Below are 23,682 nucleotides of genomic sequence, written 5' to 3'. Positions count from 1 at the left end.
GCTTCCTTACGCCGCGGCGCCGGCCGTGGGGCTGCTTTTGTCGGAGATCCGCTTGGATTCCCGCCGGTCCTTGGACGGGACCTTCAGATCCCAGACCAGACCGGAGATCTCAAGCACCTTGACGAGCCAGTACCCCGGGTCGAGCCGGTACCAGTCCAGTCCGAACGACGGTGATTCCGGGAACGCGTGGTGGTTGTTGTGCCACGCCTCACCGAAGGTGATCAGCGCGAAGATCCCGCCGTTCCCGCTCTGCTCCCTGGACCGGTACGGGCGCGTGCCGAACATGTGCAGGAACGAGTTGATCGCCCACACGATGTGTTCCAGAACGAAGATCCGTACGAGGCCGCCCCAGAACAGGCAGCTCACCGCGCCGGTCCAGCTCTGGTAGACGAGGCCGCCGATGACCGTGGGAATCAGCAGCCCGAGCACGATCCAGTAGTAGTAGAGGCGCGCGACGCGGACCAGCGAGCGGTTCTTGAGCAGGTCGGGCGCGTAATGCACGACGTTCGGGTACTCGTGGCGGCGCATCCACAGGAAGTGCGAGTGCATCAGGCCACGAAGTCGTCCTTTCAGGCCGCTGCCGGCGAGATTCGGCGAGTGCGGGTCGCCTTCGCGGTCGCTGCACTCGTGGTGGCGCCGGTGCAGCGCGACCCAGGACACCAGGCCGCCCTGCCCGGCCATCGACCCGCACACCGCGAGCACGGCGGCCACCGACGGTGCGGCCTTGAAGGAACGGTGGGTGAACAGCCGGTGGTAGCCCACGCTGATGCCGAGTCCGGTCACGATCCACATCGCGAGGAGCAGCACCAGTTCGGTCACACCGAACGGGTGGACGGCGAGGAACGCGACGGCGGCGACGGTGCCGAAAATCGGGAGCACGTCGAACAACAGGAAGTGGCGGCGTTGCAAGCGGTGCACATAGGAATTGCTGATCGTTTTCCGGCGCGGCTCGGATCGAGCGGTGCCGGGTTGATGCTCTGCGGGTTCCGGTATGGACTCGACGTCTGTTTCGGCCATCTCAACCCCGAAGGTAGTGGCGAGCACGTTTGCGCCCCAAAGCTAGGCGATCGGTTCCGGCTTGGCACCGGTGAGCAAGGAATTTCGATCGCGCGATTGGGAAAGGTACTGGTCGAGGTGGAAGCGTGTCTCAGGACTTCGCCGGCTTCTAGATCGGCATGATGGTGGCCAGCATGGTCGCGACCTGTTTCTCCTTGCCGCCCGTGGCGGTGAAGACGTCGGCGGCAGCGATCACCAGTCGCGAGGAGGACTTGATGACACGACCACGCCCGATCAGCTTCTCGCCGACGGCCGGTGCGAGCAGGTGGAGCTTGTACTCGGTGGTTACGACGTCCCCGACCACCGAAGCGGCGGCCCACGCGCATGCGTTGTCGGCCACGCAGCCGACCACCGCTCCGTGTGCGAACCCGTGGTGCTGGGTCAGGTCCTTGCGGATCGGCACCACCAGTTCGGCCTCGCCGTCGGCGCACGTGCTGATCTCCGTGCCGAGGAATGCGGTGAACGGAGAGTTCGGAATGATCTCCTCCCGCATCATCTCCAGAGTGGCGAGCCGGCGGCCGTTGTTCGGTTCCACGGATGTTCTCCTTCGGTAAGAATGGCGCGATTCAGCGTCGAGGCAGCCGGTCCGGAAATCGGGTAGCCGATGGCCGATCCGATCGGCGGTATTCCGTTCTCGGTAGCATCGGTTGTCGCCCGGCGGTTCCATGATCAGTCACATGGGGGGCCGCTCGGCTCGCGATCGGGAGAACGAATTGCACGTGCATTCATTCCTATCGCTGGCAGCGGGATCCTGCTCTCCGCCGATACGATCATCGACTGTGCTCTGCGGCTCAGTCAGGAGCACGGTCCCGACGTCTCAGCGCCCGGCGCCTCGGCGTCGCGCTCGGCTGCGATCCAGATGCCCTTTGTCGCTACTTCCGCAACACCGACGACCTCCTGTCGGCCATCGCCGATCGGCTCATAGGCCAAACGGGATTTTCCCGAAAGGGATTGCTGAGATCGATTCGCGGAACTCCTTCGGGGTACCCTGCCGCTTCCGGCAGTATCGCCGAGCGGTCGCCGCGGGGCCGTGCTGCTAGTTTTCCCTTCGGTCACCGCGAATTCTCTGTGTCAGATCGCAGGCGGTCGGCCGCTTCGCGACATGAGAGAGCAGAAGGTGGCCAGAAAGGAAGAATCCGATGAAGAAGGTCTACGAAGCACCCATGTTGATCAAGGTCGGCTCGTTTCGCAAGCTGACCGGATTGCTGCAGTTCGCCGGAAACGACCGACTCGTCCTGAGCAAGAACTGACCTTGACCGCCACAGGCGATGAACCGAGCCGTGGTGAGCCGTACTTCGTGGTCCTTCCCGATCACGCGGACGCGCTCACCGCGGCCCGTCGCTGCTCCGCCGTCCGCATCGTCCGCCACGCTTCCGGACGCCCGTGGCTGATCGGCCGGTGGGCCGACGACGACATCACCATCGGCGCGGCGGGCAGCACCCGAATCGCGGTTCTGGGATGCTGCCCGGTCAGCGCGGAAACGCTCACCAGCTTCGCCGAGCGGTTGCGCGACCTCGCCGGTCTCGACCATCTAGTCCGCCGGCTGCCCGGCAGCTTCCACCTGATCGCCACTCTCGACGGCCGGTGCCGGGTGCAGGGAACCGCGTCGGGGCTGCGGAGGGTTTTCCACGCCCGCGTCGGTGGTCTCGCGGTCGCGGCGGATCGCGCGGACCTGCTCGCCGACGCGACCGGCGCCGAACCGGACGAGGAACAGCTCGCCGTCCGTCTGCTGTGGCCGGTTCCGCATCCGCTGCTGGAGACCACGTTGTGGACCGAGGTCACGTCGGTGCCACCCGGCTCGGCCCTGCTCGTCGACGCCGACGGCCGCCACACCCGGGTCTCGCGCTGGTGGACTCCGCCCGAACCAGTGCGCTCGATCGCGCGCAGCGCGGGCCGGGTGCGCGAGGCGCTGAGCACGGCCGTGGACGCCCGGTGCCATCAAGGCGGGGTGGTGAGCTGTGACTTCTCCGGTGGCCTCGACTCAACCTCGGTGTGCTTCCTGGCCGCCGCATCGAACGCTCGCGTGGTGGCCAGCACCTGGCCCGGACGAGACCCCGGCGACGACGACCTGCACTGGGCCGAACGCGCTACCGAGCACCTCCCCCAGGTGGATCACGTGGTGTGGCCCGCGGAGGAGTCGCCGCTGGTCTACACAAACCTGCTCGACATCGACGTGCCGCTCGACGAGCCGACGATCGGCGTCATGGACCGCGCCCGGGCGCTAAAGCACCTGCCAGGTCTGAAGGAACGCGGCAGCAGGCTGCATCTGACCGGCATCGGTGGTGACCACGTCACGTGGTGCTCGGAGGCTTACTATCACCGCCTCCTGCGGGTACGTCCCGTGTTCGCGCTGCGGCAGCTCCGCGGCTTCCGCGCCCTGTGGAACTGGCCGCTGCGGGACATGGCGCGGGCGCTGGCCGACCGCCGCTCGTTCCGGCGGTGGCTCGCCGACTCTGCCGCCGAACTGCGCGATCCGCCGCCTCCGACCGTCAGCGCGTCCCTTGGCTGGGGCATGCCGTCCCGCGTGTTCGATTGGATGACGCCGCACGCGGTGCGGACAGTGCAGCGCGTGTTGCGTCAGGCGGCCGAGAACGCCGAGCCGCTGCACGACGATCGAGGCATGCACGTCGACCTGGACCAGATTCGGATGTGCACCCGCATCGTGCGGCATTGGGACCTGATGGCCGCCAGGGCGGGACTCCCGATGGCGTCACCGTTCTTCGACGACCGGGTGCTCGAGGCGTGCCTCGCGGTCGACCCCGGCGAACGGGTCACGCCCTGGCGCTACAAACCGCTGCTTACCACCGCCATGCGGGGAGTAGTCCCGGATGACTGCCTCCGGCGCACGAACAAGGCGCAGGCGGCGATGGACGCCGCCGACGGGCTGCGCCGCCATCGCGGTGACCTGCTGGCGCTGTGGGAGAGTTCCCGGCTCGCCGAGCTGGGCCTGGTCGACGCGGCGAAACTGCGGGAGCTGGCCCACCGGCCGGACACGCCCGCCCTACGCGAGGCGATCCTGTACTCCACGATCGCCTGCGAGGTCTGGCTGCGGAAGCGGACGAAGATCCAGCTATGAAAGGACGAACTCCGATGCGGTTCACCTCCCATGTCTCCACTGCGGAAACCGACTACGGCACGGTGCTGCTCGACCAGCGCAGCGGGCAGTACTGGCAGCTGAACCCCACCGGCACGGTCGTCGTTCGGACGCTGCTCGACGGTGGTGACGAGAACATCGCGATCGAGGCGCTCATGACGGAGTTCGACGTCGACCGCTCCCACGCGGTGCGGGACGTCCGCGCGCTGCTGGACCAGCTCCGCTCGTCCGGGCTGGTGACGGCATGACCGTGCCGAGCGCGATCGACCGCCCGGCCGGCGTGCCGTTGCGGCGGCGGCTCGCCGCGCGCCTCATCGTGCCGGTCGCCATGGCGATGGCGCTGCTGCCGCCGCACGGGATCCGCACGGCGCTGGAGGTGCTGCGGCGGGGCGCGGCACCGGCGACCTACGAGCAGAGCCAGGCAGCGAGGGACGCCGTCTGCGCGGTCAGCCTCAGCTGCGCTCGACCGCGTGGATGCCTGCCCCGGTCGTTGGCGGCCGTGTTGTTGTGCCGGATCTGGGGTGTGTGGCCGACCTGGTGCACCGGCGTCCGCGTCGTGCCGCCGTTCGGTGCGCACGCCTGGGTGGAGGCGCAGGGACGCCCGGTGGGTGAGGGCGTGCCGGATGATTACTTTCGCCCGCTGATCACCGTCGCGCCGCGCGCATGACAGAACGCCGCGTCCGGTTCACCGACATGCTGCGGTTGGCCTCCGGCCATCGCGGCACGGTCGTGGTCGCGGTGGGGCTCACCCTCGCGGGATCCGGTCTCGGGCTCGCCCAGCCGTTGGTGGCCAAGCAGGCCATCGACGCGGCGTCCGGGGGAAGCGCGGTGTGGCCGATGCTGGCGGGGCTCGCGGGGCTGTTCCTCGCCGAGGCGACGTTGGGCGCACTGGCCCGATTCCTGTTGGAGCGCATGGGGGAACGCATCGTCCTCGGTCTTCGCCGCAGTCTCGTGTGCAACCTCCTGCGGCTGCGGATGCGGGTTTACGACGAGTACCGAACGGGCGACCTCATCTCCCGCGTCACGACCGACACCACCGTGCTGCGCGACGTCACGGCTCAGGCATTGGTCGAACTCGCCACCGGCGGACTGACCGCCGTCGCGGCGGTGGCGCTGATGCTGTGGCTGGATCCCGTTCTACTGCTGATGGTCGCGTTCACCGTCGCGGGTGCGGCCGTGGTCGTGTCGTCGTTGCTGGCCGGAATCCGGTTGGCGGGTGAACGTACGCAGGCGGCGATCGGCGTGGTCGCCGCTGACTTGGAACGCGCGCTGAGCGCGATGCGGATGGTGCGGGCCAACCGGGCGGAGCGGCGGGAGGCCGACCGGATCGGCGAACGCCTCGATTCCGCCTGCACCGCAGGGGTGCGCACGGCGAAGCTGGCGTCGGTGATGAGTTCGGCGGTGGAACTGGCGGTGCAGGGCTCGTTCCTGATCGTGCTCGTGGTGGGCGGCATGCGGGTGGCCGGTGACGCGGCGTCTCTCGGCGAACTGGTGGCGTTCCTGCTCTACGCCTCCTACCTGGTGGTACCGCTGTCCACTGTGTTCCGTTCGATCGGGCTGATCCAGAAGGGCATGGGCGCGCTGGTCCGCATCACCGAGGCGATGGACCTGCCCATCGAACGGGATCCGCCGCCGGTCCGGAGCCCGGAACCCGGCGACGCGCCCGCCCTCGAACTGCGCGACGTGTGGTTCGGATACCGCGAGCGGCCCGTGCTGCGGGGACTTCGGCTGACCGTCCCGCGCCGCGGCCAGGTGGCGTTGGTAGGGCGGTCCGGGGCGGGCAAGAGCACGGTGCTGGCGCTGGTGGCGCGCTTCTACGACCCGGAGTCGGGCGAGATCCGCTTCGACGGGCAGCTCGCGGACGCTCTGGGGCGCGACGAGTGCCGACGCCGGGTCGCCATCGTCGACCAGAGCGCACATGCGGTGCACGGGTCGCTGTGGGACAACCTGACCTATGCGGTCCCCGGCGCCGACCCCGGTGAGGTGGCGCGCGTCATCGGACTGACCAGCCTCGACGAGGTTGTCGCTCGGATGCCAGGTGGTCTGGCCGGCTCGATCAGCGATCGCGGCGGGACCCTGTCGGCGGGCGAGCGGCAACGCGTCGCGATCGCCCGCGCCCTGCTCACCCGTCCGTCGCTGCTGCTGCTCGACGAGCCGACCTCGCACCTGGACGCGCTCACCGAGGCCGACCTGGCGCGGGTCCTGGCCGCTGCGGCAGGGGAGTGCGCACTGCTGGTCATCGCGCACCGGCTCGCCACGGTCCGCCACGCCGACCAGATCGTCGTGCTCGACGGGGGCGTCGCGGCGGCCACCGGGACGCACGAGGAACTGCTCGGCCACAGTGCCCTGTACCGCAGACTCGTCGCGAGCCAGGCCCTCGCCGCTCCGGATGTGACCCGCGGCAAGGTGTGACACCGGTGGCGAACGGTGACGTTCGGCGCGGGTGGGCAGTGCGCAAGATCGTCCGGCGTCTGAGACCCTCACGGTAGCGTGCCTGCCGTGGAGTGTCGACGACGGCTTTCCGACCACTGATGCATCGTAGATATATCAGCACATCGCGCAACACCCTCAGGGCAGCCTTCTGGCCCGGCGGCAAGGTCGGTCCAAGTGAGCACCGCGCCATCGAAGTGTGGCCGAGGGAAGCGAGCCAAGGTGCGGGCATGCGCCTCAGCCAACGCCGCCATCTCCCGCGACTCGCGCTCCGCACGTCTGTCGGTCACCGCGACGAAGTCGATGTCGCTGGCTGTGCTGAGCCGACCGCGACCGCCACCGCGCGGATGAAAGTCGCCCAACGCTACCGATCCAACCAGGTAGAAGCCGGTGACCAAGCCTGGCGCCAACTCGTCCAGGGCAGTCAGGAACAGCTTCACACTCCGACCGACCTCGACCGGAAGATCGTCGCTAGGCATGCCATGCAACCTACCGGGCCCCCACACAACTGCGAGCACTCGCAATCGCGCAGGCGGTGTGATGACTTGATTGCGCCCATTCTGATTGTTGATCGCGAACAGCGAAGGTACGAATATTGCCGGACGAGGATGCACTCTGCGTCGGTCTGTGGGCGCAGCATGAGAGTTCTCCCATCCTTTGCCCAGTACCTCTTCGGGGTGGTGACACGTTCTCGCTTTGCTGGGTTCATCGGTCCGATGCCTTGAGTGGTGATGCTTGTGCGCCGTCTGATTGATCTCTTACGGAGTCGCACATGGATCTCTCTCGCAGGCAGTTCGTCAACCGCTCGCTGCTGGGCGGTATCGGGATCGCCCTCGTCGGCAACGTCGGGGCGGTGACCGCCGCCGCTCCGGCCGCTGCCGACGACGGTGAGCCCGCAGGTTACGGACCGCTCGTGGCCGACCCGGCAGGCCGGTTGTCGCTGCCGGCCGGATTCAGCTACAAGATCGTCACCGAGGCGGGCAAGACGACACTGGAATCCGGTGAGCCCACCCCGCAGAAGCACGACGGCATGGCGACCTTCATCCGCCCCGACGGCGGCAGCGTGATCGTGTACAACCACGAGATCAAGGTCAGCCACAACGCCGAGTTCCCGGTCCCGCGCCTGCCCGGCCTCACCTACGACCCGATCGCCCCCGGCGGCTGCACGGTCGTCGAGGTCGACGCGGAGGGCAACCGCGTCACCGAGTACGTCGCCCTGGCCGGCACCCAAACCAACTGCGCGGGTGGCCGTACTCCGTGGAACACCTGGCTGAGCTGCGAAGAGACCGAGGACAGGGCGGGCAAGGACGGCCTGCAGTTCGACCACGGCTTCACCTTCGAGGTCGACCCTTACAACCGGCAGGCGAACCAGGACCCGAAGCCGATCAAGGCCCTGGGCCGGTTCTCCCACGAGGCGGCCGTCGTCGACCCGAACACCGGGCACATCTACCAAACCGAGGACGCCTCCGGCCCGAACGGCCTGTTCTACCGCTTCACGCCGCCGGCCTCCGCGCTGCCCCTGGGCCCCGGCAAGCTCCGTGCCCTCGGCGACAACGACGGCACACTGGAAGCGATGACGGCGATCGACGCATCCGGTCAGCACGTGGACGACCTGTCCCGAGCCACGCAGGTCGGCACCCGGTATGGCGTCACGTGGGTGTCTGTACCCGACCGCGCGGCGGCGACGACCTCGATCCGCAAGCAGTTCACCGACGACCAGATCACCCGCGGCCGTAAGCTCGAAGGAGCTTGGTGGGGCGACGGCGGCGCCTACTTCGTGTGCAGCTACGCCCGTGTCGAAGACAGCCCGGGCACGCCGCACGACGGCCAGGTGTGGTTCTACAACCCGCGGCGGCAGACCATCGAACTGAAGCTGCGCTTCGAGTACGACCAGAACGACGACGCCCAGTTCGACGGCCCGGACAACATCACCGTTTCCTCCCGCGGCAACGGTTTGATCCTCGCCGAGGACGGTGACGGGAAGTCGCACCTGTTCGGCGCGACCTACGACGGCCAGACCTACCCGCTGGCCCGCAACGAGATCAACACCGGCACCGCACTGGAGCCCGACTACAGCGAGTTCTGCGGCCCGGTCTTCTCACCCGACGGCAACATCCTGTTCGCCAGCGTCCAGACCCCCGGCGTTCTGTACGCGATCACCGGCAACTGGGACCGCCTGGAAGGCGACGACGACTGAGCGGCGCTCGCACGACAGGGACGCCCCGGCCAGCCACGGGCTGGTCGGGGCCCACCCTCACGCCGCCCGACATCGTCATCGCCATTGGGCTGCCGCGCCCGGTCACGGCGAACACTCGGACGCGCGTTCGGTGTGTGGCGTTTTCCTTGCGGGTGAAGGTGTTCAGCATGATCGCGGAGGAATTCCCGGCCAACGTCGGGCGGAGTTCGGCCTCATGCCGCCCACATCGCATCGACGCCGTGGACCGGCTGGCCGCCGTGCAGGGCATGACGCCCTCGGAATTCGCCGCCGCTGATGAGCACCGCTACGTCGCCGCCGATGGCACCGTGCTCAGCATCCGTCCCGAACAGGGGCGGCTGCAGGTGTGGCTCTACAACGACTGCGGGATCCCCGCCGTGGACCGGGCATCCCTTCCCCAGGAACTCCAGTCCGACGATGTCCGGTCCGGCCGGGCGGGCGCAGGAAACGCGTGACTCACTCCTGCGGAGGCGCTGCTTCTCCACAGGAGGTACTTGTCAGCTACGGTGAGGTGCTCGGCAAAGCTGCCGGCGAGACTGGCCGGCATGGCTTTTCCCTTGTTCGCGGGGAAGGAGTCTGATCGGCCAGGACCTGACCGTGACTTGAATCGCAGTCGAAGAGGTCCTTCCGAGTTCGGAATCGGGCAGGGGCGGCAGCGGGCTGGAACTAGGCAGCCGGGTGCCGAGGCTGGGACGATTCCGTCCGGCTGGCCGCGCCGCTACGGCCAGGTCATCGGACGCAGTGGCGCGATCTAGTGGACCACCACCGCGGTGCGTCGCCCTACCGGAAATCTGGGTGAGCGAGGCGGAAGTGGCGGGGGAGTGGTCAAGGACGAGGCGGGTGTCCTGGTAGAGAGCGTGGGCGAATTGGTCGTGTCCCCCGGGGACGTGAACCCTCACAGGGTGGCGGTTTGCAAGCTGTCTTTGACGCGGCTGCGTGGGTTCGAATCCCGCCGTCCCGACGGTCGCAACAGCCCGTTGACGATGCTCGTAAGCGCAGGTCAGCGGGCTGTTTGGTGTTCTGGGGTGGATCTTGTGGTGATCGCCCGCGCGGGCCCGTCTCCGATTTTTGGGAGGATCCGTTCCTGCGGGGCGCGAAACGGGGTCGTGCGACGGACTGCCCGATATGTTCGGACATGTCTGGTTCCGGTTGCGCTTGACGTTGGGCTGCTGTGGGGACCGCGCTCGTGCCGCCTGGGAATGACAGTCCTATCGGGGCGTGGTTGGAAAGCTCGCTTAGCAGCCCTTGATATCCGGACTGTCTCCGCCCGTCGTCAGCGCGTCAGGTCCCTTGCCAGTGCGGTGAAGTTGGCCGCCGCCACGGAGCGGTTGGCCTTCGGTAGCGCGATCGCGAGGTCGACCAGCCGGACCAGCGGGCTGACCGGCACGAAAACCACTTCGGGGCGTGGTTGTGCCGCCGAGCCGGGCAGGATGCTGACCCCGCAGCCGGCGGCGACCAGGCCCACGATCGTGGCCAGTTGCACCGCTTCCTGGGTGATGTCCGGGGTGAATCCGCCGCGTCTGCACAGTGCGGTGATCTCGTCGTGCAGGCCGGGGCCGAGTGCCCGGGGGAACAGCACGAACGGCTCCTTGGCGAGGGTGCTCACCGCGATCCGGCGACGGCCGGCGAGCTGGTGGTCGTTCGGCAGGACCGCGACGAGCGGTTCCCGTGACACGGGCACCAGCTCCAGGTCGTCGCCGGGACCGGGAAGTGGTGGGCGCAGCAGCCCGAGGTCCAGCGCGGCCACGCGGAGTCGCTCGACCTGCGTGACAGTGGGAAGTACGTGGAAGGTCAGCGTCACGTCCGGGTAGCGCGCACGGAACGCGCGGACGATCGTCGGCAGCGGGTGCTGGACCGCGGATCCGACCATGCCGATCACCAGCTCGCCGGCCTCCCCCCGGCCGGTCGCCCGCGCCCGTCTGGCCGCGCTGTCCACCATGGACAGCGCCGCCCTGGCGGCGGCGACGAACGCCTCGCCGGCCGCGGTCAGCGCCACCTCGCGGGTCGTCCGCTGGAACAGCGGCACACCCAGCTCGGTCTCGAGTGCCTTGATCTGCTGGGAGAGCGGTGGCTGGGCCACGCCGAGCGCGGCGGCGGCGCGTCCGAAGTGGAGGTGGTCGGCGACCGCGACGGCGGCGCGCAGGTGCTTGAGATCCATATTGACACCGAATTAATGAGAGTGGATTGTGCACAGAATAGTCGGATCTTGGCGTGGCGGTGACAGCCTGACGGCATGTTCGCGAGTCTTGTCATAGCGTTGTTGACCACTTTCCTGCCCGCGGGGGAGCTGGATCATCTCGTGCGCTCCGACTGGGACATACCGGGCGGCGCGGGCACCCTCCAGGTCCGGGAGGTGCGGCTCGAATCGGCAAAGCGGGCGCGGCCGGTGGTCCTTCTGCACGGCGCGCGGGTGCCAGGTGTCGCGTCGTTCGACCTGCCGGTGCAGGGCGGCTCACTCGCCGAGGACCTCGCACGTGACGGGCACCGCGTGTTCGTCCTGGACGCCACCGGGTACGGCGGCTCGACCCGTCCGCCGGCCATGACCGGGCCGCCCGAGGCGAACCCGCCCCTGGTGACCGGTGAGCAGGTCGTCAAGGACATCGACGCCGTGGTGCGGTGGCTGCGTGCCGGACAGGTGGACCTGGTCGGCTGGGCGACCGGTGGGCACTGGGCGGCGTGGTACGCGAGTGAGCACCCGCACCGGGTGGCGAACCTCGTGGTGCACAGCAGTCTGTACGGCGCGACCGCGGGCCACCCGATGTTCGACGCGCCGCCGCCGACCGAGGCGTACCGGTTGAGCACGGCGGCCCAGCTGCTGCCCGCGTGGGATTCGAGTATCCCGGTGCCGGACAAGACCGAGTGGCGCGACCCGCGCGTCGCACAGTCCTATGTGGATGAAGCGCTGGCGAGCGACCCGACGTCCGAGGACCGCGACCCGCCGAGTTTCCGCGCGCCGACCGGCGCCATGGTCGACAGCCACCAACTGGCGAACGGTACTCAACTGTGGGACGCGCAACGGATCCGGGCGCGGACGCTGGTGTTGCGCGGTGAGTACGACTTCTGGTCCCGGCCGGCCGACCTGACGACGCTGGCGGCGGACCTGACCGCGGCGAAGGAGGTGCGTGCGGTGACGCTGGCAGGCGCCACGCACTACGTGCACTTGGACCGCCCGGAGAAGGGCAGGGCCGAGTTCCTCCAGGAGGTCACCGACTGGCTGCGGTGACACCGATGTCCCTTCGGGTGTTCGGTGACCACCCGAAGGGACTCGTCGCCTGTCGCCGCTCGCGGCGAAAACCAGGGGCCTGCACCGCTTTCGGGTGTCCTGGCGGATGGCCTCGGCACAGGCTGCTGAGCTGTCACGGCTCAGCGTAGATCACGGCGAACGGCCGCAGCCGTCCTTCCGCGCCCTCACAGGGGGTCAGCCCCGGTCGGATACGGGTTTCCAAGCTGCGACGAGGTCCAGCAGGCCGGGGAAGCGCGCGTCGAGGTCCTCGGTACGCACGCGGCTGCGCCGTTCCAGTCCGTACTGTCGTTGCCGCAGGATGCCGGCGTCCCGCAACGCCTTGAAGTGGTGGGTCAGCGACGACTTCGGTCGGTCCAGCCCGAACCAGCCACACGGATGGTCGTAGGACTCGCGCTCCAGCAGCAGCTTGCGGACGATCGTCAGCCGCAGGGGATCGCTCAGCGCACCCAGCACGACCTCCAGCCGCAGCTCCTCACGTGCAGGCTCGGGCAGCGGCGGCGGCAGTTCGGCGGGCGGTACATCCGGGGCGGGCGCCGTTGACGTGCTCATGCCCACATTCAACCACTCCAGTACGACTTGAGTCGAACTGCTGCTATGTTCGAGTTGACTCGTATTAGTTCGACTTAATTCGTACTGGAGGACCGATGGTCGCCGTCACCGACGCCGCGCCACCCCGCGCAGGCAACCCCTGGCTCGCAGCGTGGCCGGTCACCGCGGTGTTTGTGCTGTCGAACGCGCCCACTCCGCTGTATGTGCTGTGGCAGCACCGGCTGGGCTTCTCCGCCGGCACCCTCACGGTGATCTTCGCCGCCTACATCGCCGGGCTGCTGGCCGCGCTGCTGGTGGCGGGCCGCGCCTCCGACCGGCTCGGCCGCAAACCCGTTGTCCTGCCCGGTGTGCTGCTCGCGCTGGTCGCCTGTGCGCTGTTCGCGACCGCCACCTCGGTGCTCGCACTGGCGATCGCCCGGCTGCTGGCCGGGATCGCGGTCGGCATCACCGTGTCCGCGGGCATGGCAGCCGTCGTCGACGTCGGTGGACCCGAACGTGCCCGCACCGCCACGCTCGCCGCCTCCACCGCCATGGTCTTCGGCGCCGGCCTCGGGCCGCTACTCGCCGGAACGCTGTCGGAAACCCTGCCCGGGCCCACAGTGACGATCTTCGTGCTGTCTGCGGCACTGCTGCTCAGCGCCGCCATCGTGGTCGGTCGCCTCCCGCTCCAGCGCCCGGCTGGACCTGGCACAGGCGGCTGGGTGCGCGTACCCGCGATTCCCCGCGCTCACCGCAAGCACCTCGCTCTGGGCATTGCTGTCTTCGCCCCGGGCATCACCTCGACCTCGTTCATGCTCTCGCTCGGCCCGGCGCTGCTCGCTGGCGTGCTTGGCACCAGCAACCGACTACTCGCCGGGGCGACCGCGTTCGTCATGTTCGGCGCCGCCACTACCGTCCAGTTCGCCGCAAGGCGGCTCGGTGTCCGCGCCATCCTGCTCACCGGCACGGTCACGGCACTCGCCTGCATGGCCGCACTGCTCGTCGCCGTGTACGCGCGTTGGGTCCCAGCGATCGTCGTCACCGCCGTACTCGCCGGAGCCGCACAGGGCCTGGGCCAGCTCGGCGGGCTCACCATGATCAGCGCACACGTACCCGAACGACGGCGCGCCGAGGCCAATGCGCTGCTCAACTTCGGCGGCTACATCCCCGCCGCCCTGCTGCCCGTGGGCACCGGCTACCTCAGCGACGCCCTCGGATTCACTACCGGATCGACCATCTTCGCTGCCGTTCTTGCTGTCGCATCGCTTGCGGCCGGCGGGCTCGTCTGGCACCACGAACGCACGCCATGAGCACACCGTCACCGCCGGGTCATGCACTGACACGGCGCCGCTGAAGGACGCATCCAGTGGGCTTCCACCGAAACCGACCGCGGCTACGCTCGCCACATCGAGGGAGCCGTCCGCGGCGGCATGCGCGACCCGGACGCCGACACCATCTGCCGCATCGACGGCTACCTCGTGCTCAACCCCGCCGCGTGACAACGAGTTTCGGGTTGCCCGTGAGCCAAACCGGTCGTGCACGCGTCACCGGTGTCCGCCGGGTTGGCTCTGGTTGAGCGCCGAGTACTGGGTCAGGGCCACGCGGGCCCGGATCGCGGCGTGGCGCAGTAGGCTTTGCGTTCGTGGCATGTCGAACTTCTTGTGGTGAGCTCCGACGCTCAGTGCCGCGACCGGGCGTTGGCTGCGCGTGAAGATCGGGGCCGCGACCGCGGTGATGCCCGGGCTCGGGCCGCCCATGCTCGTCGACACACCGCGCCGCCGGATTTCCACGAGTTCGGCCTGCAAATCGGGTGGCAGCAGGTGATGGCCGAGTCCGGCCGAATGCCATCCCGCCCGCACCCCGAAGCTCGAGGTCAGGTCGGAATCATAGGCGAGGAAGATCTTGCCGGCGGCGCTGGTGTGCAGGAATGACGCTTCCTCGATCCGATTGATCACGTGTCCGTATTGGCGGCCGTAGACCGTGTCGACGAATTCGACCGTCACTTCGCCCGGTATTCCGAGGCCGACGAGATGGTGAGTCTCCTCGTACAACTCGGCCAGCACGGGCTTGATCGCCCGCCGCAACAACTTGATCTCGCGGTGATCGCGGCTGGAGAGCATGCTCAGCATCACCGGCCCCAGCAGGTACTGGTCACCGTCCCTGCGTACCGCTCCGTGGGCGTGGAGCTCGGCCAACAGCCGGTGGACGGTGCTCTTGGGCAGGCCGGTCGCCCGGCAAAGACCGGAAAGCGTGGCCGGTCCGCCGCTTTCCCGGACGGCTTTGAGGATCGCGACAACCCGGCCTATCGTCCGATTCCGGTTGGCAGGCTGAAGATCCGGTCCCTTCGCGGTTTCGTGTTCGTGGACCATCGGACGGATCCTTTCAGCTCCGGATCGGCGGGAAACTGCGAAATCGGTGATGCTGTTCCGGCCGGATGCGCTGGGACGGAGTGTACGCGCCCCGGCGGCCGCGTTACGTTCGAATGCGTGTGCTGACCAGCCGAAACGCGCAGTCGCGGGTAGTTGCGAGGAGACAGGATCGTGGGCGGTTGGGCGGGGGAGGAGACCCGGCGGACATTTCCCGCGCTGCCACGACGGTCATCCCGCGTTCACAGGACCGGTCTGCGGTTTTCCACCAGGTACGGCGCGATGCTGCGCAGCTTTTCGCAGGTCTCCTCGTACTCGCGTTCCGGCCGGGACGCGGCGGTGATGCCCGCGCCCGCCTGCAGCCACCGGCGGCCCTTCTCCTCGAACAGGCTGCGCAGCACCAGTCCGGCGTCCAGCGCGCCATCCTGAGTGGCCATCACCACCGCTCCCGAATACAGGCCCCGCGGACGGGATTCGGTGCGCGCAATGTATTCGCAGGCCGCGGACTTGGGGATGCCGGAGGCGGTGACTGCCGGATAGACGGCCTCCAACGCCTCCCAGGCGGTGCGGCCGGCATCCAGGTAGCCGCGCACTCGTGATCCGAGATGCTGCACGCCGCCGCGCGGCTTGACCGACATCAGGTCGTTGACCACCACGGTCTCCGGGACACACACGCGGGACAGCTCGTCGTAGGCCAGCTTGACGGACACGGCGTGCTCGTAAACTTCCTTCGGATCGGCGAGGAGTTCGGCGCGCAAGCGGTGGTCGTCGACCGCACCGTTGCCGAGGGACCGGGTTCCGGCCAGGGGTTGGGTGGAGACCAGGCCGTCGGCGCCGGTTTCCAGGATCGTTTCGGGGCAGAATCCGGTCGCGCGGCGTCCTCCGAGGTCGAGCAGGAACGATCGGGCCGGGGTGTTGGCCGCCCGGCCACGCAGGTAGGTCCGCGGGAAGTCGATCCCTGCGTCCACTGGGACCTGCCGGGACAGAATGACTTTCCGGAAGAAACCGCGCTGGATGGTCCGCACGGCGTCGGCCACCGCTGCCTGGTATGAAGTGCTGTCCTGCTCGATGTCCACTTTGGCGGTCGAGGCGCGCGGCGCTGGCGCAGCGGTGGTCAGCACGTCGTGGATGCGGTCCCGTAGGTCCGGGTCCGGGCAGGTGATCGTCGCTCCGTTGTGACTGATCCGCGCTTCGGCACGGGGCACGACCACGTGTGCGAGGTCGGCGGTCCCGGCCAGGTCGGGTCGGCCTGCCAGGAGTTGGGCGATCTCGAACGCCAGCCAGCCGTAGGCGGTGCCGGTGGGCATCGGCACGGCGGCCAGCGCCTCGCCCAGGCGGACCAGGGGTTGGGAGCGCCACCTCCAGCGGCGGTCGCTGCCCTCGTGGCGCACGCGGACGTGCTCGGCGTCCAGAGTGACGGTGGCGTGATCTCCTCCGGCGACGGTCCACGTTCCCGCACGCTCGTAGAGCATGTATGTGTCGAAGAGCCCTTCCTGGATGAGCGCCACGGCACCGGCCGCGGCAGCGGTGCTGGTGGGTGCCGGTTCGATCATGGCGGTGTCCGTGGTCGTCGCCCACGGGCGCTGATCATCGGGTAGGAGTTGACGGCGAAATTCGGATCATCGAGCAGGTTCCAGTAGTCCCGCAGTTCCTCGTTTCGTATGCCGGTCGCTGCGAGTTCGGAGTGGAGCTGTCGGGTGTTGGCGCGATGCAGTTCGACGCCGCTCCCGCCGCCGTGCCACGCCTGGGCGAAGGTGGTGGACGAGACCTCCTCGAGTCCGCTCCGGAGCAGTGCGGAGTAGATTTTGCGCCCCCACAACGGATCCGCACCCGCCTGGCGCAGCACCCGCAGGAAGGCTGCCTGTATCCGCTCGAACAACGCCGACGCCTCCCGGCTGGGCGCGGACATCACCGGGGTCCAGGCGCAGTCGAACTCCTCCACCACCAGCCAACCGCCCGGAGCCAGCGCAGCGGCCAACCGGGGCACCACCGCCTCCCGCTGCGGCAGATGCAACAGCACCAACCGGGCGTGGATCAGATCGAAGTCCTTCTCCGGAGGATCTTCGCGGACCACGTCGTGCGTCATCACCTGCACGTTCGCACGCTCGCGCAGCCACCCAAGGTGGCTCGGGGCGACATCGGTGGCGACGACCTGGCCGGTGGCCGCGACCTGGTCGGACAACCAGCCGGCCAACGCCCCGCCTCCGGCGCCGACCTCCCAGCAGCGCCATCCGGAGCCGAGGCCGGTCTCGGCCAGTCGTTGCCGCGAAACACCGTCATAGCAGCCTTCCAGGGCCGCGAACCGGTACGTGGCCTGCTCTGCGTCGTTTCCCAGCACGTAGGGGGAATCTTCGGAGGGATTCCTTGGGGTGTTCGGAGGACTGCGCATGGGTCCCCGCTTCCTTGTGCTGCCGGTCTTGTTCACGTGGTCCGACCGTAGGAACGGGGATCCGACTGGCGCCAGTTCGTGTCCCGTTACGCGGAACACGAACTGGCCTGCGATCTTTTTGCTGGGTCAGGCGCTCCGTCACGAGGTCGTCCGTGCGCCTGTCCTAGAGCACGGTGGCATCGTCGGGGGGCAAATGCGCGGGGTTGACCTTGCTGGTTTCCTGGTGTGGATCGCACGTGAGTCACTGGGGGTGTGGCGCCATGAGTGCCTCGGGATCGGCGCGAATCAGTAGGCGGACCCCACATCCTCGCGGTCGGCGGCCCGATGCCTTCCGGCATCGACATCGTCGACGGGCGTGGGAAAACGTTGCTGCCTGGGCTGATCGACGCCCACGTGCACGCGTTCGGACTTCGCGCAGATCCGGTTCGCTTCGGCGTCACCACCGAGTTGGACATGTTCACGTTCCTGGAGCATCTCGGGCCGTACCGGCAACAGCGCGAATCCGCGGCACCCACCCGGTTCTCCGATGTGTGGACCGCAGGGACACTGGTCACCGTTCCTGGCGGGCACGGCACGGAATACGGCCCGATCCCCACTGTCTCTCCTGACGCGGATCGTGAGGACGTTGCGCGATTCGTCCGTGAGCGCTTGGCCGAAGGCTCTGATTACATCAAAGTCATCAAGGATGACGGCAGCCTGTGGGGCGGGCACTATCCCACGCTCAGCGACAGGCAGGTGGAGTACGCGATCGAAGCAGCACACGAGTTCGGTGCCCGTTGCGTCGTGCACGTGGTTCGGCAGCGCGATGCCCGTGTTGCGCTGGAAGCGGGTGCCGATGGACTCGCGCATGTGCCCGCGGATCCGATGCCCGACGACGTCGTCGATCTCGCGCGACGTCGCGGCGCCTTCGTCATCGCGACGTTGACCGTGTTCAACGCGTTGAGCTGCGCGGGAGAAGCGGATCAGCTGCTGGGAGACCCGCTGCTGGCGCCGTATTTGTCTCAGGAGCAGCGGGATGGGCTGAACTTGCGTGCCAAGTGCAAGCCGGGACTGTTCGATGTCGCGCGGGAGAACGTTCGTGCACTGCATGCCAAGGGTGTTCCGGTGCTGGTCGGAACCGACGCCGCGAACCCGGGAACCGCACGCGGTGTCAGCCTGCTCTCCGAACTCGGCTTGCTCGTCGACGCGAGACTGAGTCCGGTCGACGCGTTGCGTTCGGCTACTGGCATCCCGGCGCGGCGGTTCGGTCTCGAAGGCAGAGGGCTGCTCGCCCCCGGCCACCGGGCCGATCTGGTGCTGGTCAACGGCGACGCCACCGAGAACATCCAGGCCCTGCGCGACATCCACACGATCTGGCGCAACGGAATCCCCACCGACCGCCGACCCGCCCAGACCTAACCAGGATCTGACCTCTTGCCGATCGTCCGCTCGTGCCGACGGGCGGATGTTCCGATTCTGCTTTCTGCGGGGGTGTGCTCCTGCCGGTCTGCAGTATCGGGCTGGCAGTTTCCCACCGCGAGCGTCGGCGTTCCAGAGCAGGGACGTCACTGGGGTGCTGGAGCCCGGGGCCCGATCAGGTAGCCCATGCCGTGTTCCCGGGCCAGCGACGCCACCACGAGGGCGATGGCGCCAATGGCGGCGGAGATCATCGTGGGGCGTCCGCGACGATCGCGATGACCACGGCCATCGTGAACGAGACGAACAACCCGACGCTGGGATCCAGGCCGGCGGTGATCGAGAACGAGATGGAGTACGGGATCGCGTCACACGCCCTTTGCTGGATGAGGGCAGGGATCACCAGGGCACGCCTCGGTTTCGCGCGGGCGTCGGGTCAGCGTTGCGATCGTCCGGCGCGACGGCTACTGCCGTGTGCGCTTCGCGGCGTCGAGGTGCGCTCGGAGCGTGGCGGCGAATTCCTCGGCGGTGCGCAGTCCTCGCAGGGGTTCTCGGCGGTCGCACGGGGCGATCAGGAACGAGGAGGCCCGGGGGAAATCCCCAGCCCATCGCGGTCGAAGTCCAGGCTGAGCGTCTTGATCAGGTTCGGCATTGTGGACGGTCCGTCTTGGCTACTGTGGCCCTATGCGTGAAACCTCCGAAGAGCTCAACGAGCTTCAAGCGCTGCTCGACGCTTCCCTGTCCCGCTCCACCACGCACCTCCGCTCGATCGTCACCGAGCGCACCCTGACCGCCGTTCAGCTCACCCAGGTCCTGACCGGCATGTGCACGCTCGCCCTGTCCACCGTGACGGCGAAGGGGGAGCCGCGGATCAGCGGTGCGGACGGGCATTTCCTGCACGGCAGGTGGTACTTCGGCACGGCGCGCAGCGCGGCCAAGGCTCGCCACCTCGCTGCCCGCCCCGCCGCCAGCGTCGCGCACATGCGCGGCGAGGACCTGGGGGTGTTCACGCACGGCACGGTGGAGGTCCTCAACCCCGAGGACGGCGAGCCGGCTTCGGACTGGCCGGACCTGCTCGCGTACTTCAAGGACTTCTACGGCGATGATGCTTTCGACTGGGACAACGACGTGGTCTTCTACCGGCTGCACCCGCACTGGATGACCGTTTACGCCCCCGACATCGCGAAGCTCACCGCCGGGTAACCGCTGCAAGTCCGTCAGAAGCTGACCCGAGGCGCCGGGCTGGATGAAGAGCGCGCGTACGCACCACGACGTAGCGGCAGATACGCACGACGGTCGACGACGCGACGGGCGTGTCCACCGACGATAGAGCAGTCCGCCGAAACACGGTGCTGACCAAGCGCTACGGCGACCTCACGGCCGTCACGAGTCCCGGGTTCCCGCGTGCGGCTGTCGCTCATCCATCGGCGTCCCGTTCAGCTGACGAAGGACTTCCATGCGTATCCACTACCTGATCGGCCTGCTGCTGCTCGCCGTCGCCGGACTTCATCTGGTCGTCTTCGCCATCGACGGCGGGGCGTGGGACGGTCCGGTCTCCTGGCGGAAGCCGATCACCTTCGGCCTGTCCTTCGGCGCCAGCGTGCTCACCCTCACCTGGATCTCCGGGTTCGTGCGACTGGGCGACCGGGCCCGGAGCCTGCTGCTCGGGATCTTCGCCGCGGCCTCGGTGCTGGAGGTGGGCCTGACCTCGATGCAGGCGTGGCGAGGCGTTCCATCCCACTTCAACCTGGAGACCACGTTCGACAGCATCGTGGCCCGGTCCCTCGCCGCAGGCGGGGTCGCGCTGATCGTCGTGGTGGTCGCGCTGACCATCGCCGCGTTCCGCACCGGTTCCGGCTCGGCGGTTCCGGCCAGCATGCGGCTGGCCGTGCGGGCCGGGCTGGTGGCGTTGGTGGCGTCCATGGCCCTCGGCGCGGTCATGATCGCCCGCGGCCTCACGCTGGAGGGCTCGGGCCATCAGCAAGCGGCGTACGAGCTGGCCGGTTTCCTGCGGCCGGCGCATGCGGTGACCATGCACGCCATCCTGCTGCTGCCCGCGCTGGCCTGGCTGCTGGGCCGCTCGTCGCGTCCGGAGGCGGCACGGCTGCGCCTGATCCGCATCGCCACCGGAACCTACGCGGCCACCTCGGTCCTCGTCGTGATCGCTTCCGCCATCGACGCCACCGTCCTGACACCGGCCACCGCGGCCGCGGTCAGCGCCGCTGCCGTGGTCATCCCGGCGCTGGCGATCCTCGTCATCGGCAGGCGCCGGGGAGCGGAAGCCGCACCGGTCCGGCCGTAGCTGCCCGGCACGTCATCCCTAGGCACTCACGGGTCGCCGGGGAGGGTCAGGCCCGCACGCACGGCGAAAACGACGAGTTGGGCGCGGTCCCGGGCGCCGAGCTTCATGGTGGCGCGGCCGACGTGGGTGCGGACGGTCGCGGGGCTCAGGAAGAGTTCTTGGGCGATCTCGTCGTTCGAGCGTCCGGTCGCCACCCAGGCGACGATCTCTCGTTCGCGGTCGGTCAGCTCGTCCAGAGCCGAGGGCGTGGTGGTGCCGCCCGCGATGTGGCGGGCGAAGTGCGTGACAACGCGGCGGGTGACCGACGGGGACAGGAGTGCTTCACCGGCCGCGGCCACCCGGATGGCCTGAACCAGCTCCACGGGGTCGGCGTCCTTGAGGACGAATCCGCTGGCGCCTGCCTGGAGGGCGGTGAAGACGTACTCCTCGGTCTCGAAGGTCGTCACGATGACGACGCGGGTGCCTTCGAGGGCCGGATCGCCGGTGATGGAGCGCAGCGCTTGAAGCCCGTCCATTCCCGGCATTTTCACGTCGAGGAGGAGGACGTCGGGAGTGGTCCGCCGGACCAGCTCGACCGCGGCCGCCCCGTCCTCGGCCTCACCGACGAGTTCCAGGTCGTTCTCGCGTTCGATGAGCACCCGCAGGCCCATCCGCACCAGCGCCTGGTCATCGGCCAGCGCCACCCGGATCATTGCTCCGCTCCTTCCGGAACGGGGATCCGGGCGCGTACCCGGAACCCGCCTTCGTCGCCCGGCCCCGCGGTGAGCGTGCCGCCCAGGGCCTCTGTCCGGGAGCGCATCCCGGCCAGTCCCCGCCCGTCGGACTGCTTCGGCGACCCGCTGCCGTCGTCGGCGATCTCGACGAGCAGGTCGCCGTTCTCGCGGAAGATCTGGACCCGCGCCCGGGCCCGGCCCGCGTGCCGCAGGACGTTGGTCAGTGACTCCTGGACCACCCGGTAGACGGCGGCATCGAGGTCCGCCGGCAGATCGTTCATCGATTCCACGTGCAGGTCGACCGGCAGCCCCGCGCTCCGGACGCGTTCGGCCAGCCGGGGCAGCCCGTCGAGTCCGGGAGTCTCCGCCCCCTGCATCAGGCTGAGCGCGACGCGGAGGTCGCTCAGCGCATCGGTGCTGGTGGACCGGATGGCCTGGAGCGACTTGCGGGCCTGGGCCGGATCGTCGTCGAGCACGAGCAGCGCGACGCCGGCCTGCATCGCGATCACCGAGAAGCCGTGGCCGGCGACATCGTGCACTTCTCCGGCCACGCGCACGCGTTCCTCCAGCGCCCCTCGTTCGACCAGTTCGGTGCGCAGCCGGGCCGCGGCCACGGTCCGGACCTGGACCAGCGTGCCCAGCGACCAGGGCGCGACCAGCCAGTTCACACAGGCGAGGCCGACGATCAGCGAGAGGCTGCTCTGGTCCGCGACGTTGACCAGCAGCGCGGCCACGACAACGGCGGCGGCCACGCCACACGCCGGCAGGGAGACCCGGACCGGCCGGACGCGGGCGACCTGGAACGTCGCGACCACCAGGCAGAGCAGGACCGGCCCTGGCGGGTATCCGCCGACCAGGTAGACGCTCGTTCCGGCAGCAACCACGGCCAGCATCACCACAGAGCCCGCCCGCGACCAGGCCAGCGCACCGGCCGTCACCGCCGCCACCAGCGAGGCCCACGCGTCCGGTGAACGCTCCCAGCCCTCGACAGACGCAGCGAAGTTCGAGCCGACGCCTACGAGGACGGCCAGTCCGACGGCAACCAGGACGACTCGCAGCCCTGGCACGCCCCCGCGACCTCCTGTCGATCTCCGCAGCACCACCGAAGCATAGAGGCGTCCGATCATGAAACGCCGCGGAGTACGCAGGGCTGCGTACCCGCGAATCAACGCTGGTGACGATGCCCGGGAAACCGCGCCCGGCCGATCATTGCTCGACGTACTTGTGGCACGCGACGAACCGAGGAGCCGTGACCGTGAACATGACGCCCGCCGCCCAAGCCGAGACCGCGTCCGCACGAACCCGACCCCGTCCTGGAGCCCCCGACAAGACCCGGCAGCCTTCCTCTCCGGGTGGCGGACACCCAGTCGCCACCGAGCCCGCGACGGCGCGGACCGGCAGGGTCCAGCGGTCCCGACGCCGGCTCTCCGCACGTGCGCGGCGCGTGGTGTTGCTCCTGCACGTCATCGCCGGTGTGGGCTGGTTCGGGATCGCCGCGGTGACGTTCGTGCTCACCGTCGCGGCAATGACCCAGTCCGACGCCGCGATCCTGCGCGCCGGCTACGAGTTCCACGAGCTGCTCATCGGCTCCCTCGCCCGCCCCGCGTCGCTGATCACCCTGGGTACCGGGCTCATCCTCTCCGTCGGCACCAAGTGGGGGATCGCGAAGTACTACTGGCCGCTGGTCAAGCTGGTCCTGGTCGTCGCCACGATCTCGATCACCGCCAGCCTCACACCCGGCTGGATCGCCACCGCCCTGCAGCCCCCTGGCACCCCGCGCACTGGCGATCTCGTCGGTGCGCAGGTCAACCTCGTTGGCATGGCCGTGTTCCACATCCTCACGATCGGTGCCGCCACGTGGCTCTCGATCTACAAACCCGGTGGCCGCATCCGCTGGAACCTGCCCACCCGACGCTCCGAGCAGTAGCTCAGTGCCGCCGACGGCATGCC

24 protein-coding genes are annotated in these 23,682 nt (G+C 68.8%); 13 read left to right on the top strand and 11 right to left on the bottom strand.

Going from position 1 to position 23,682, the window contains the following annotated elements:
* Positions 1-6: 6 nt before the first annotated feature.
* Both ABD691_RS22895 and ABD691_RS22890 read right to left on the bottom strand, forming a co-directional pair.
* A complete protein-coding gene (locus ABD691_RS22895) occupies positions 7-918 on the bottom strand; it encodes an acyl-CoA desaturase (protein ID WP_344682934.1) in 912 nt (303 codons plus the stop codon).
* 247 nt (positions 919-1,165) lie between these two features.
* Positions 1,166-1,723: a PaaI family thioesterase gene (locus ABD691_RS22890; protein ID WP_344682933.1), complete on the bottom strand. Its 558-nt coding sequence runs from the start codon at positions 1,721-1,723 to the stop codon at positions 1,166-1,168.
* Between the two features lie 472 nt (positions 1,724-2,195).
* On the opposite strand from ABD691_RS22890, the gene ABD691_RS22885 reads away from it, so the two are divergent.
* Genes ABD691_RS22885 through ABD691_RS22865 form a run of 5 tightly spaced genes read left to right on the top strand, consistent with a single transcriptional unit; the run spans position 2,196 to position 6,562 of the window.
* Positions 2,196-2,306 carry a keywimysin-related RiPP gene (locus ABD691_RS22885; protein ID WP_344682931.1) on the top strand — a complete coding sequence of 37 codons (111 nt, stop codon included), beginning with the start codon at positions 2,196-2,198 and terminating at the stop codon, positions 2,304-2,306.
* Between the two features lie 2 nt (positions 2,307-2,308).
* The gene (locus ABD691_RS22880; protein WP_344682929.1) at positions 2,309-4,132 is read left to right on the top strand and encodes a lasso peptide isopeptide bond-forming cyclase; all 1,824 of its coding nucleotides are present in this window, start codon (positions 2,309-2,311) and stop codon (positions 4,130-4,132) included.
* A gap of 14 nt (positions 4,133-4,146) precedes the next feature.
* On the top strand, positions 4,147-4,398 hold the full coding sequence (locus tag ABD691_RS22875; RefSeq protein ID WP_344682927.1) for a lasso peptide biosynthesis PqqD family chaperone: 252 nt from the start codon (positions 4,147-4,149) through the stop codon (positions 4,396-4,398).
* Positions 4,395-4,817 (top strand): lasso peptide biosynthesis B2 protein, encoded by a 423-nt coding sequence (locus tag ABD691_RS22870; RefSeq protein WP_344682925.1) that lies wholly within the window; start codon positions 4,395-4,397, stop codon positions 4,815-4,817. The genes ABD691_RS22875 and ABD691_RS22870 overlap by 4 nt, the downstream gene beginning before the upstream one ends.
* A complete protein-coding gene (locus ABD691_RS22865) occupies positions 4,814-6,562 on the top strand; it encodes an ABC transporter ATP-binding protein (protein WP_344682923.1) in 1,749 nt (582 codons plus the stop codon). Before ABD691_RS22870 ends, ABD691_RS22865 begins: the two co-directional genes overlap by 4 nt.
* A 68-nt stretch (positions 6,563-6,630) precedes the next feature.
* Here ABD691_RS22865 and ABD691_RS22860 read toward each other — a convergent pair whose 3' ends face one another.
* Positions 6,631-7,059: a nucleotidyltransferase domain-containing protein gene (locus ABD691_RS22860; protein ID WP_344682922.1), complete on the bottom strand. Its 429-nt coding sequence runs from the start codon at positions 7,057-7,059 to the stop codon at positions 6,631-6,633.
* Positions 7,060-7,352: 293 nt separating this feature from the next.
* Between ABD691_RS22860 and ABD691_RS22855 the strand changes: the two genes are divergently transcribed.
* Both ABD691_RS22855 and ABD691_RS22850 read left to right on the top strand, forming a co-directional pair.
* Positions 7,353-8,777, top strand: a complete 1,425-nt coding sequence (locus tag ABD691_RS22855) for an alkaline phosphatase PhoX (RefSeq protein WP_344682920.1) — start codon at positions 7,353-7,355, stop codon at positions 8,775-8,777.
* A gap of 167 nt (positions 8,778-8,944) precedes the next feature.
* Positions 8,945-9,250 carry a hypothetical protein gene (locus ABD691_RS22850; RefSeq protein ID WP_344682918.1) on the top strand — a complete coding sequence of 102 codons (306 nt, stop codon included), beginning with the start codon at positions 8,945-8,947 and terminating at the stop codon, positions 9,248-9,250.
* A gap of 818 nt (positions 9,251-10,068) precedes the next feature.
* On the opposite strand, the gene ABD691_RS22845 is transcribed toward ABD691_RS22850, so the two are convergent.
* Positions 10,069-10,953 carry a LysR family transcriptional regulator gene (locus ABD691_RS22845; RefSeq protein ID WP_344682917.1) on the bottom strand — a complete coding sequence of 295 codons (885 nt, stop codon included), beginning with the start codon at positions 10,951-10,953 and terminating at the stop codon, positions 10,069-10,071.
* Positions 10,954-11,028: 75 nt separating this feature from the next.
* Here ABD691_RS22845 and ABD691_RS22840 point away from each other — a divergent pair, with 75 nt between their 5' ends.
* On the top strand, positions 11,029-12,018 hold the full coding sequence (locus ABD691_RS22840; protein WP_344682915.1) for an alpha/beta fold hydrolase: 990 nt from the start codon (positions 11,029-11,031) through the stop codon (positions 12,016-12,018).
* A gap of 195 nt (positions 12,019-12,213) precedes the next feature.
* Here the strand turns inward: ABD691_RS22840 and ABD691_RS22835 are convergent, their stop codons facing one another.
* Positions 12,214-12,588, bottom strand: a complete 375-nt coding sequence (locus tag ABD691_RS22835) for an ArsR/SmtB family transcription factor (RefSeq protein WP_344682913.1) — start codon at positions 12,586-12,588, stop codon at positions 12,214-12,216.
* 95 nt (positions 12,589-12,683) lie between these two features.
* On the opposite strand from ABD691_RS22835, the gene ABD691_RS22830 reads away from it, so the two are divergent.
* Positions 12,684-13,877: an MFS transporter gene (locus ABD691_RS22830; protein WP_344682912.1), complete on the top strand. Its 1,194-nt coding sequence runs from the start codon at positions 12,684-12,686 to the stop codon at positions 13,875-13,877.
* Between the two features lie 234 nt (positions 13,878-14,111).
* Here ABD691_RS22830 and ABD691_RS22825 read toward each other — a convergent pair whose 3' ends face one another.
* The 3 genes from ABD691_RS22825 to ABD691_RS22815 form a co-directional block, all read right to left on the bottom strand.
* Positions 14,112-14,936 (bottom strand): IclR family transcriptional regulator, encoded by an 825-nt coding sequence (locus ABD691_RS22825; RefSeq protein ID WP_344682910.1) that lies wholly within the window; start codon positions 14,934-14,936, stop codon positions 14,112-14,114.
* Positions 14,937-15,175: 239 nt separating this feature from the next.
* Positions 15,176-16,486 (bottom strand): salicylate synthase, encoded by a 1,311-nt coding sequence (locus ABD691_RS22820; RefSeq protein ID WP_344682909.1) that lies wholly within the window; start codon positions 16,484-16,486, stop codon positions 15,176-15,178.
* Positions 16,483-17,358, bottom strand: a complete 876-nt coding sequence (locus tag ABD691_RS22815; protein ID WP_344682908.1) for a class I SAM-dependent methyltransferase — start codon at positions 17,356-17,358, stop codon at positions 16,483-16,485. The genes ABD691_RS22820 and ABD691_RS22815 overlap by 4 nt, the downstream gene beginning before the upstream one ends.
* A 288-nt stretch (positions 17,359-17,646) precedes the next feature.
* On the opposite strand from ABD691_RS22815, the gene ABD691_RS22810 reads away from it, so the two are divergent.
* The gene (locus ABD691_RS22810) at positions 17,647-18,720 is read left to right on the top strand and encodes an amidohydrolase family protein (protein ID WP_344682907.1); all 1,074 of its coding nucleotides are present in this window, start codon (positions 17,647-17,649) and stop codon (positions 18,718-18,720) included.
* Positions 18,721-18,967: 247 nt separating this feature from the next.
* On the opposite strand, the gene ABD691_RS22805 is transcribed toward ABD691_RS22810, so the two are convergent.
* Positions 18,968-19,120 (bottom strand): hypothetical protein, encoded by a 153-nt coding sequence (locus ABD691_RS22805; RefSeq protein ID WP_425565141.1) that lies wholly within the window; start codon positions 19,118-19,120, stop codon positions 18,968-18,970.
* A 281-nt stretch (positions 19,121-19,401) separates the two neighbouring features.
* Here ABD691_RS22805 and ABD691_RS22800 point away from each other — a divergent pair, with 281 nt between their 5' ends.
* Together ABD691_RS22800 and ABD691_RS22795 are read left to right on the top strand one after the other, a co-directional pair.
* Positions 19,402-19,920, top strand: coding sequence for a pyridoxamine 5'-phosphate oxidase family protein (locus ABD691_RS22800; protein WP_344682905.1), 519 nt, complete (start codon positions 19,402-19,404; stop codon positions 19,918-19,920).
* Positions 19,921-20,173: 253 nt separating this feature from the next.
* The gene (locus ABD691_RS22795; RefSeq protein WP_344682904.1) at positions 20,174-21,019 is read left to right on the top strand and encodes a hypothetical protein; all 846 of its coding nucleotides are present in this window, start codon (positions 20,174-20,176) and stop codon (positions 21,017-21,019) included.
* Between the two features lie 26 nt (positions 21,020-21,045).
* Here the strand turns inward: ABD691_RS22795 and ABD691_RS22790 are convergent, their stop codons facing one another.
* Together ABD691_RS22790 and ABD691_RS22785 are read right to left on the bottom strand one after the other, a co-directional pair.
* Positions 21,046-21,711 carry a response regulator gene (locus ABD691_RS22790; RefSeq protein WP_344682902.1) on the bottom strand — a complete coding sequence of 222 codons (666 nt, stop codon included), beginning with the start codon at positions 21,709-21,711 and terminating at the stop codon, positions 21,046-21,048.
* Positions 21,708-22,799 carry a sensor histidine kinase gene (locus ABD691_RS22785; RefSeq protein WP_344682900.1) on the bottom strand — a complete coding sequence of 364 codons (1,092 nt, stop codon included), beginning with the start codon at positions 22,797-22,799 and terminating at the stop codon, positions 21,708-21,710. The genes ABD691_RS22790 and ABD691_RS22785 overlap by 4 nt, the downstream gene beginning before the upstream one ends.
* 377 nt (positions 22,800-23,176) lie before the next feature.
* On the opposite strand from ABD691_RS22785, the gene ABD691_RS22780 reads away from it, so the two are divergent.
* Positions 23,177-23,659, top strand: coding sequence for a hypothetical protein (locus ABD691_RS22780; RefSeq protein ID WP_344682898.1), 483 nt, complete (start codon positions 23,177-23,179; stop codon positions 23,657-23,659).
* Positions 23,660-23,682 lie beyond the last annotated feature (23 nt).

The sequence above is a fragment of the Saccharopolyspora taberi genome (assembly GCF_039534165.1).
GTDB lineage: Bacteria > Actinomycetota > Actinomycetes > Mycobacteriales > Pseudonocardiaceae > Saccharopolyspora_D > Saccharopolyspora_D taberi.
Note: the sequence above shows the minus strand (reverse complement) of the source record. Positions and strands in the feature narration are given on the sequence as shown.

Excerpts from the sequence above, each read along its gene's own strand:
- ABD691_RS22820 (WP_344682909.1), bottom strand. The coding sequence starts at position 16,486 with ATGATCGAACCGGCACCCACCAGCACCGCTGCCGCGGCCGGTGCCGTG.
- ABD691_RS22790 (WP_344682902.1), bottom strand. The coding sequence starts at position 21,711 with ATGATCCGGGTGGCGCTGGCCGATGACCAGGCGCTGGTGCGGATGGGC.
- ABD691_RS22795 (WP_344682904.1), top strand. The coding sequence starts at position 20,174 with ATGCGTATCCACTACCTGATCGGCCTGCTGCTGCTCGCCGTCGCCGGA.
- ABD691_RS22870 (WP_344682925.1), top strand. The coding sequence starts at position 4,395 with ATGACCGTGCCGAGCGCGATCGACCGCCCGGCCGGCGTGCCGTTGCGG.
- ABD691_RS22810 (WP_344682907.1), top strand. The coding sequence starts at position 17,647 with ATGCCTTCCGGCATCGACATCGTCGACGGGCGTGGGAAAACGTTGCTG.
- ABD691_RS22800 (WP_344682905.1), top strand. The coding sequence starts at position 19,402 with ATGCGTGAAACCTCCGAAGAGCTCAACGAGCTTCAAGCGCTGCTCGAC.
- ABD691_RS22865 (WP_344682923.1), top strand. The coding sequence starts at position 4,814 with ATGACAGAACGCCGCGTCCGGTTCACCGACATGCTGCGGTTGGCCTCC.
- ABD691_RS22890 (WP_344682933.1), bottom strand. The coding sequence starts at position 1,723 with ATGGAACCGCCGGGCGACAACCGATGCTACCGAGAACGGAATACCGCC.
- ABD691_RS22875 (WP_344682927.1), top strand. The coding sequence starts at position 4,147 with ATGCGGTTCACCTCCCATGTCTCCACTGCGGAAACCGACTACGGCACG.
- ABD691_RS22885 (WP_344682931.1), top strand. The coding sequence starts at position 2,196 with ATGAAGAAGGTCTACGAAGCACCCATGTTGATCAAGGTCGGCTCGTTT.
- ABD691_RS22840 (WP_344682915.1), top strand. The coding sequence starts at position 11,029 with ATGTTCGCGAGTCTTGTCATAGCGTTGTTGACCACTTTCCTGCCCGCG.
- ABD691_RS22825 (WP_344682910.1), bottom strand. The coding sequence starts at position 14,936 with ATGGTCCACGAACACGAAACCGCGAAGGGACCGGATCTTCAGCCTGCC.
- ABD691_RS22855 (WP_344682920.1), top strand. The coding sequence starts at position 7,353 with ATGGATCTCTCTCGCAGGCAGTTCGTCAACCGCTCGCTGCTGGGCGGT.
- ABD691_RS22845 (WP_344682917.1), bottom strand. The coding sequence starts at position 10,953 with ATGGATCTCAAGCACCTGCGCGCCGCCGTCGCGGTCGCCGACCACCTC.
- ABD691_RS22830 (WP_344682912.1), top strand. The coding sequence starts at position 12,684 with ATGGTCGCCGTCACCGACGCCGCGCCACCCCGCGCAGGCAACCCCTGG.
- ABD691_RS22860 (WP_344682922.1), bottom strand. The coding sequence starts at position 7,059 with ATGCCTAGCGACGATCTTCCGGTCGAGGTCGGTCGGAGTGTGAAGCTG.
- ABD691_RS22835 (WP_344682913.1), bottom strand. The coding sequence starts at position 12,588 with ATGAGCACGTCAACGGCGCCCGCCCCGGATGTACCGCCCGCCGAACTG.
- ABD691_RS22850 (WP_344682918.1), top strand. The coding sequence starts at position 8,945 with ATGATCGCGGAGGAATTCCCGGCCAACGTCGGGCGGAGTTCGGCCTCA.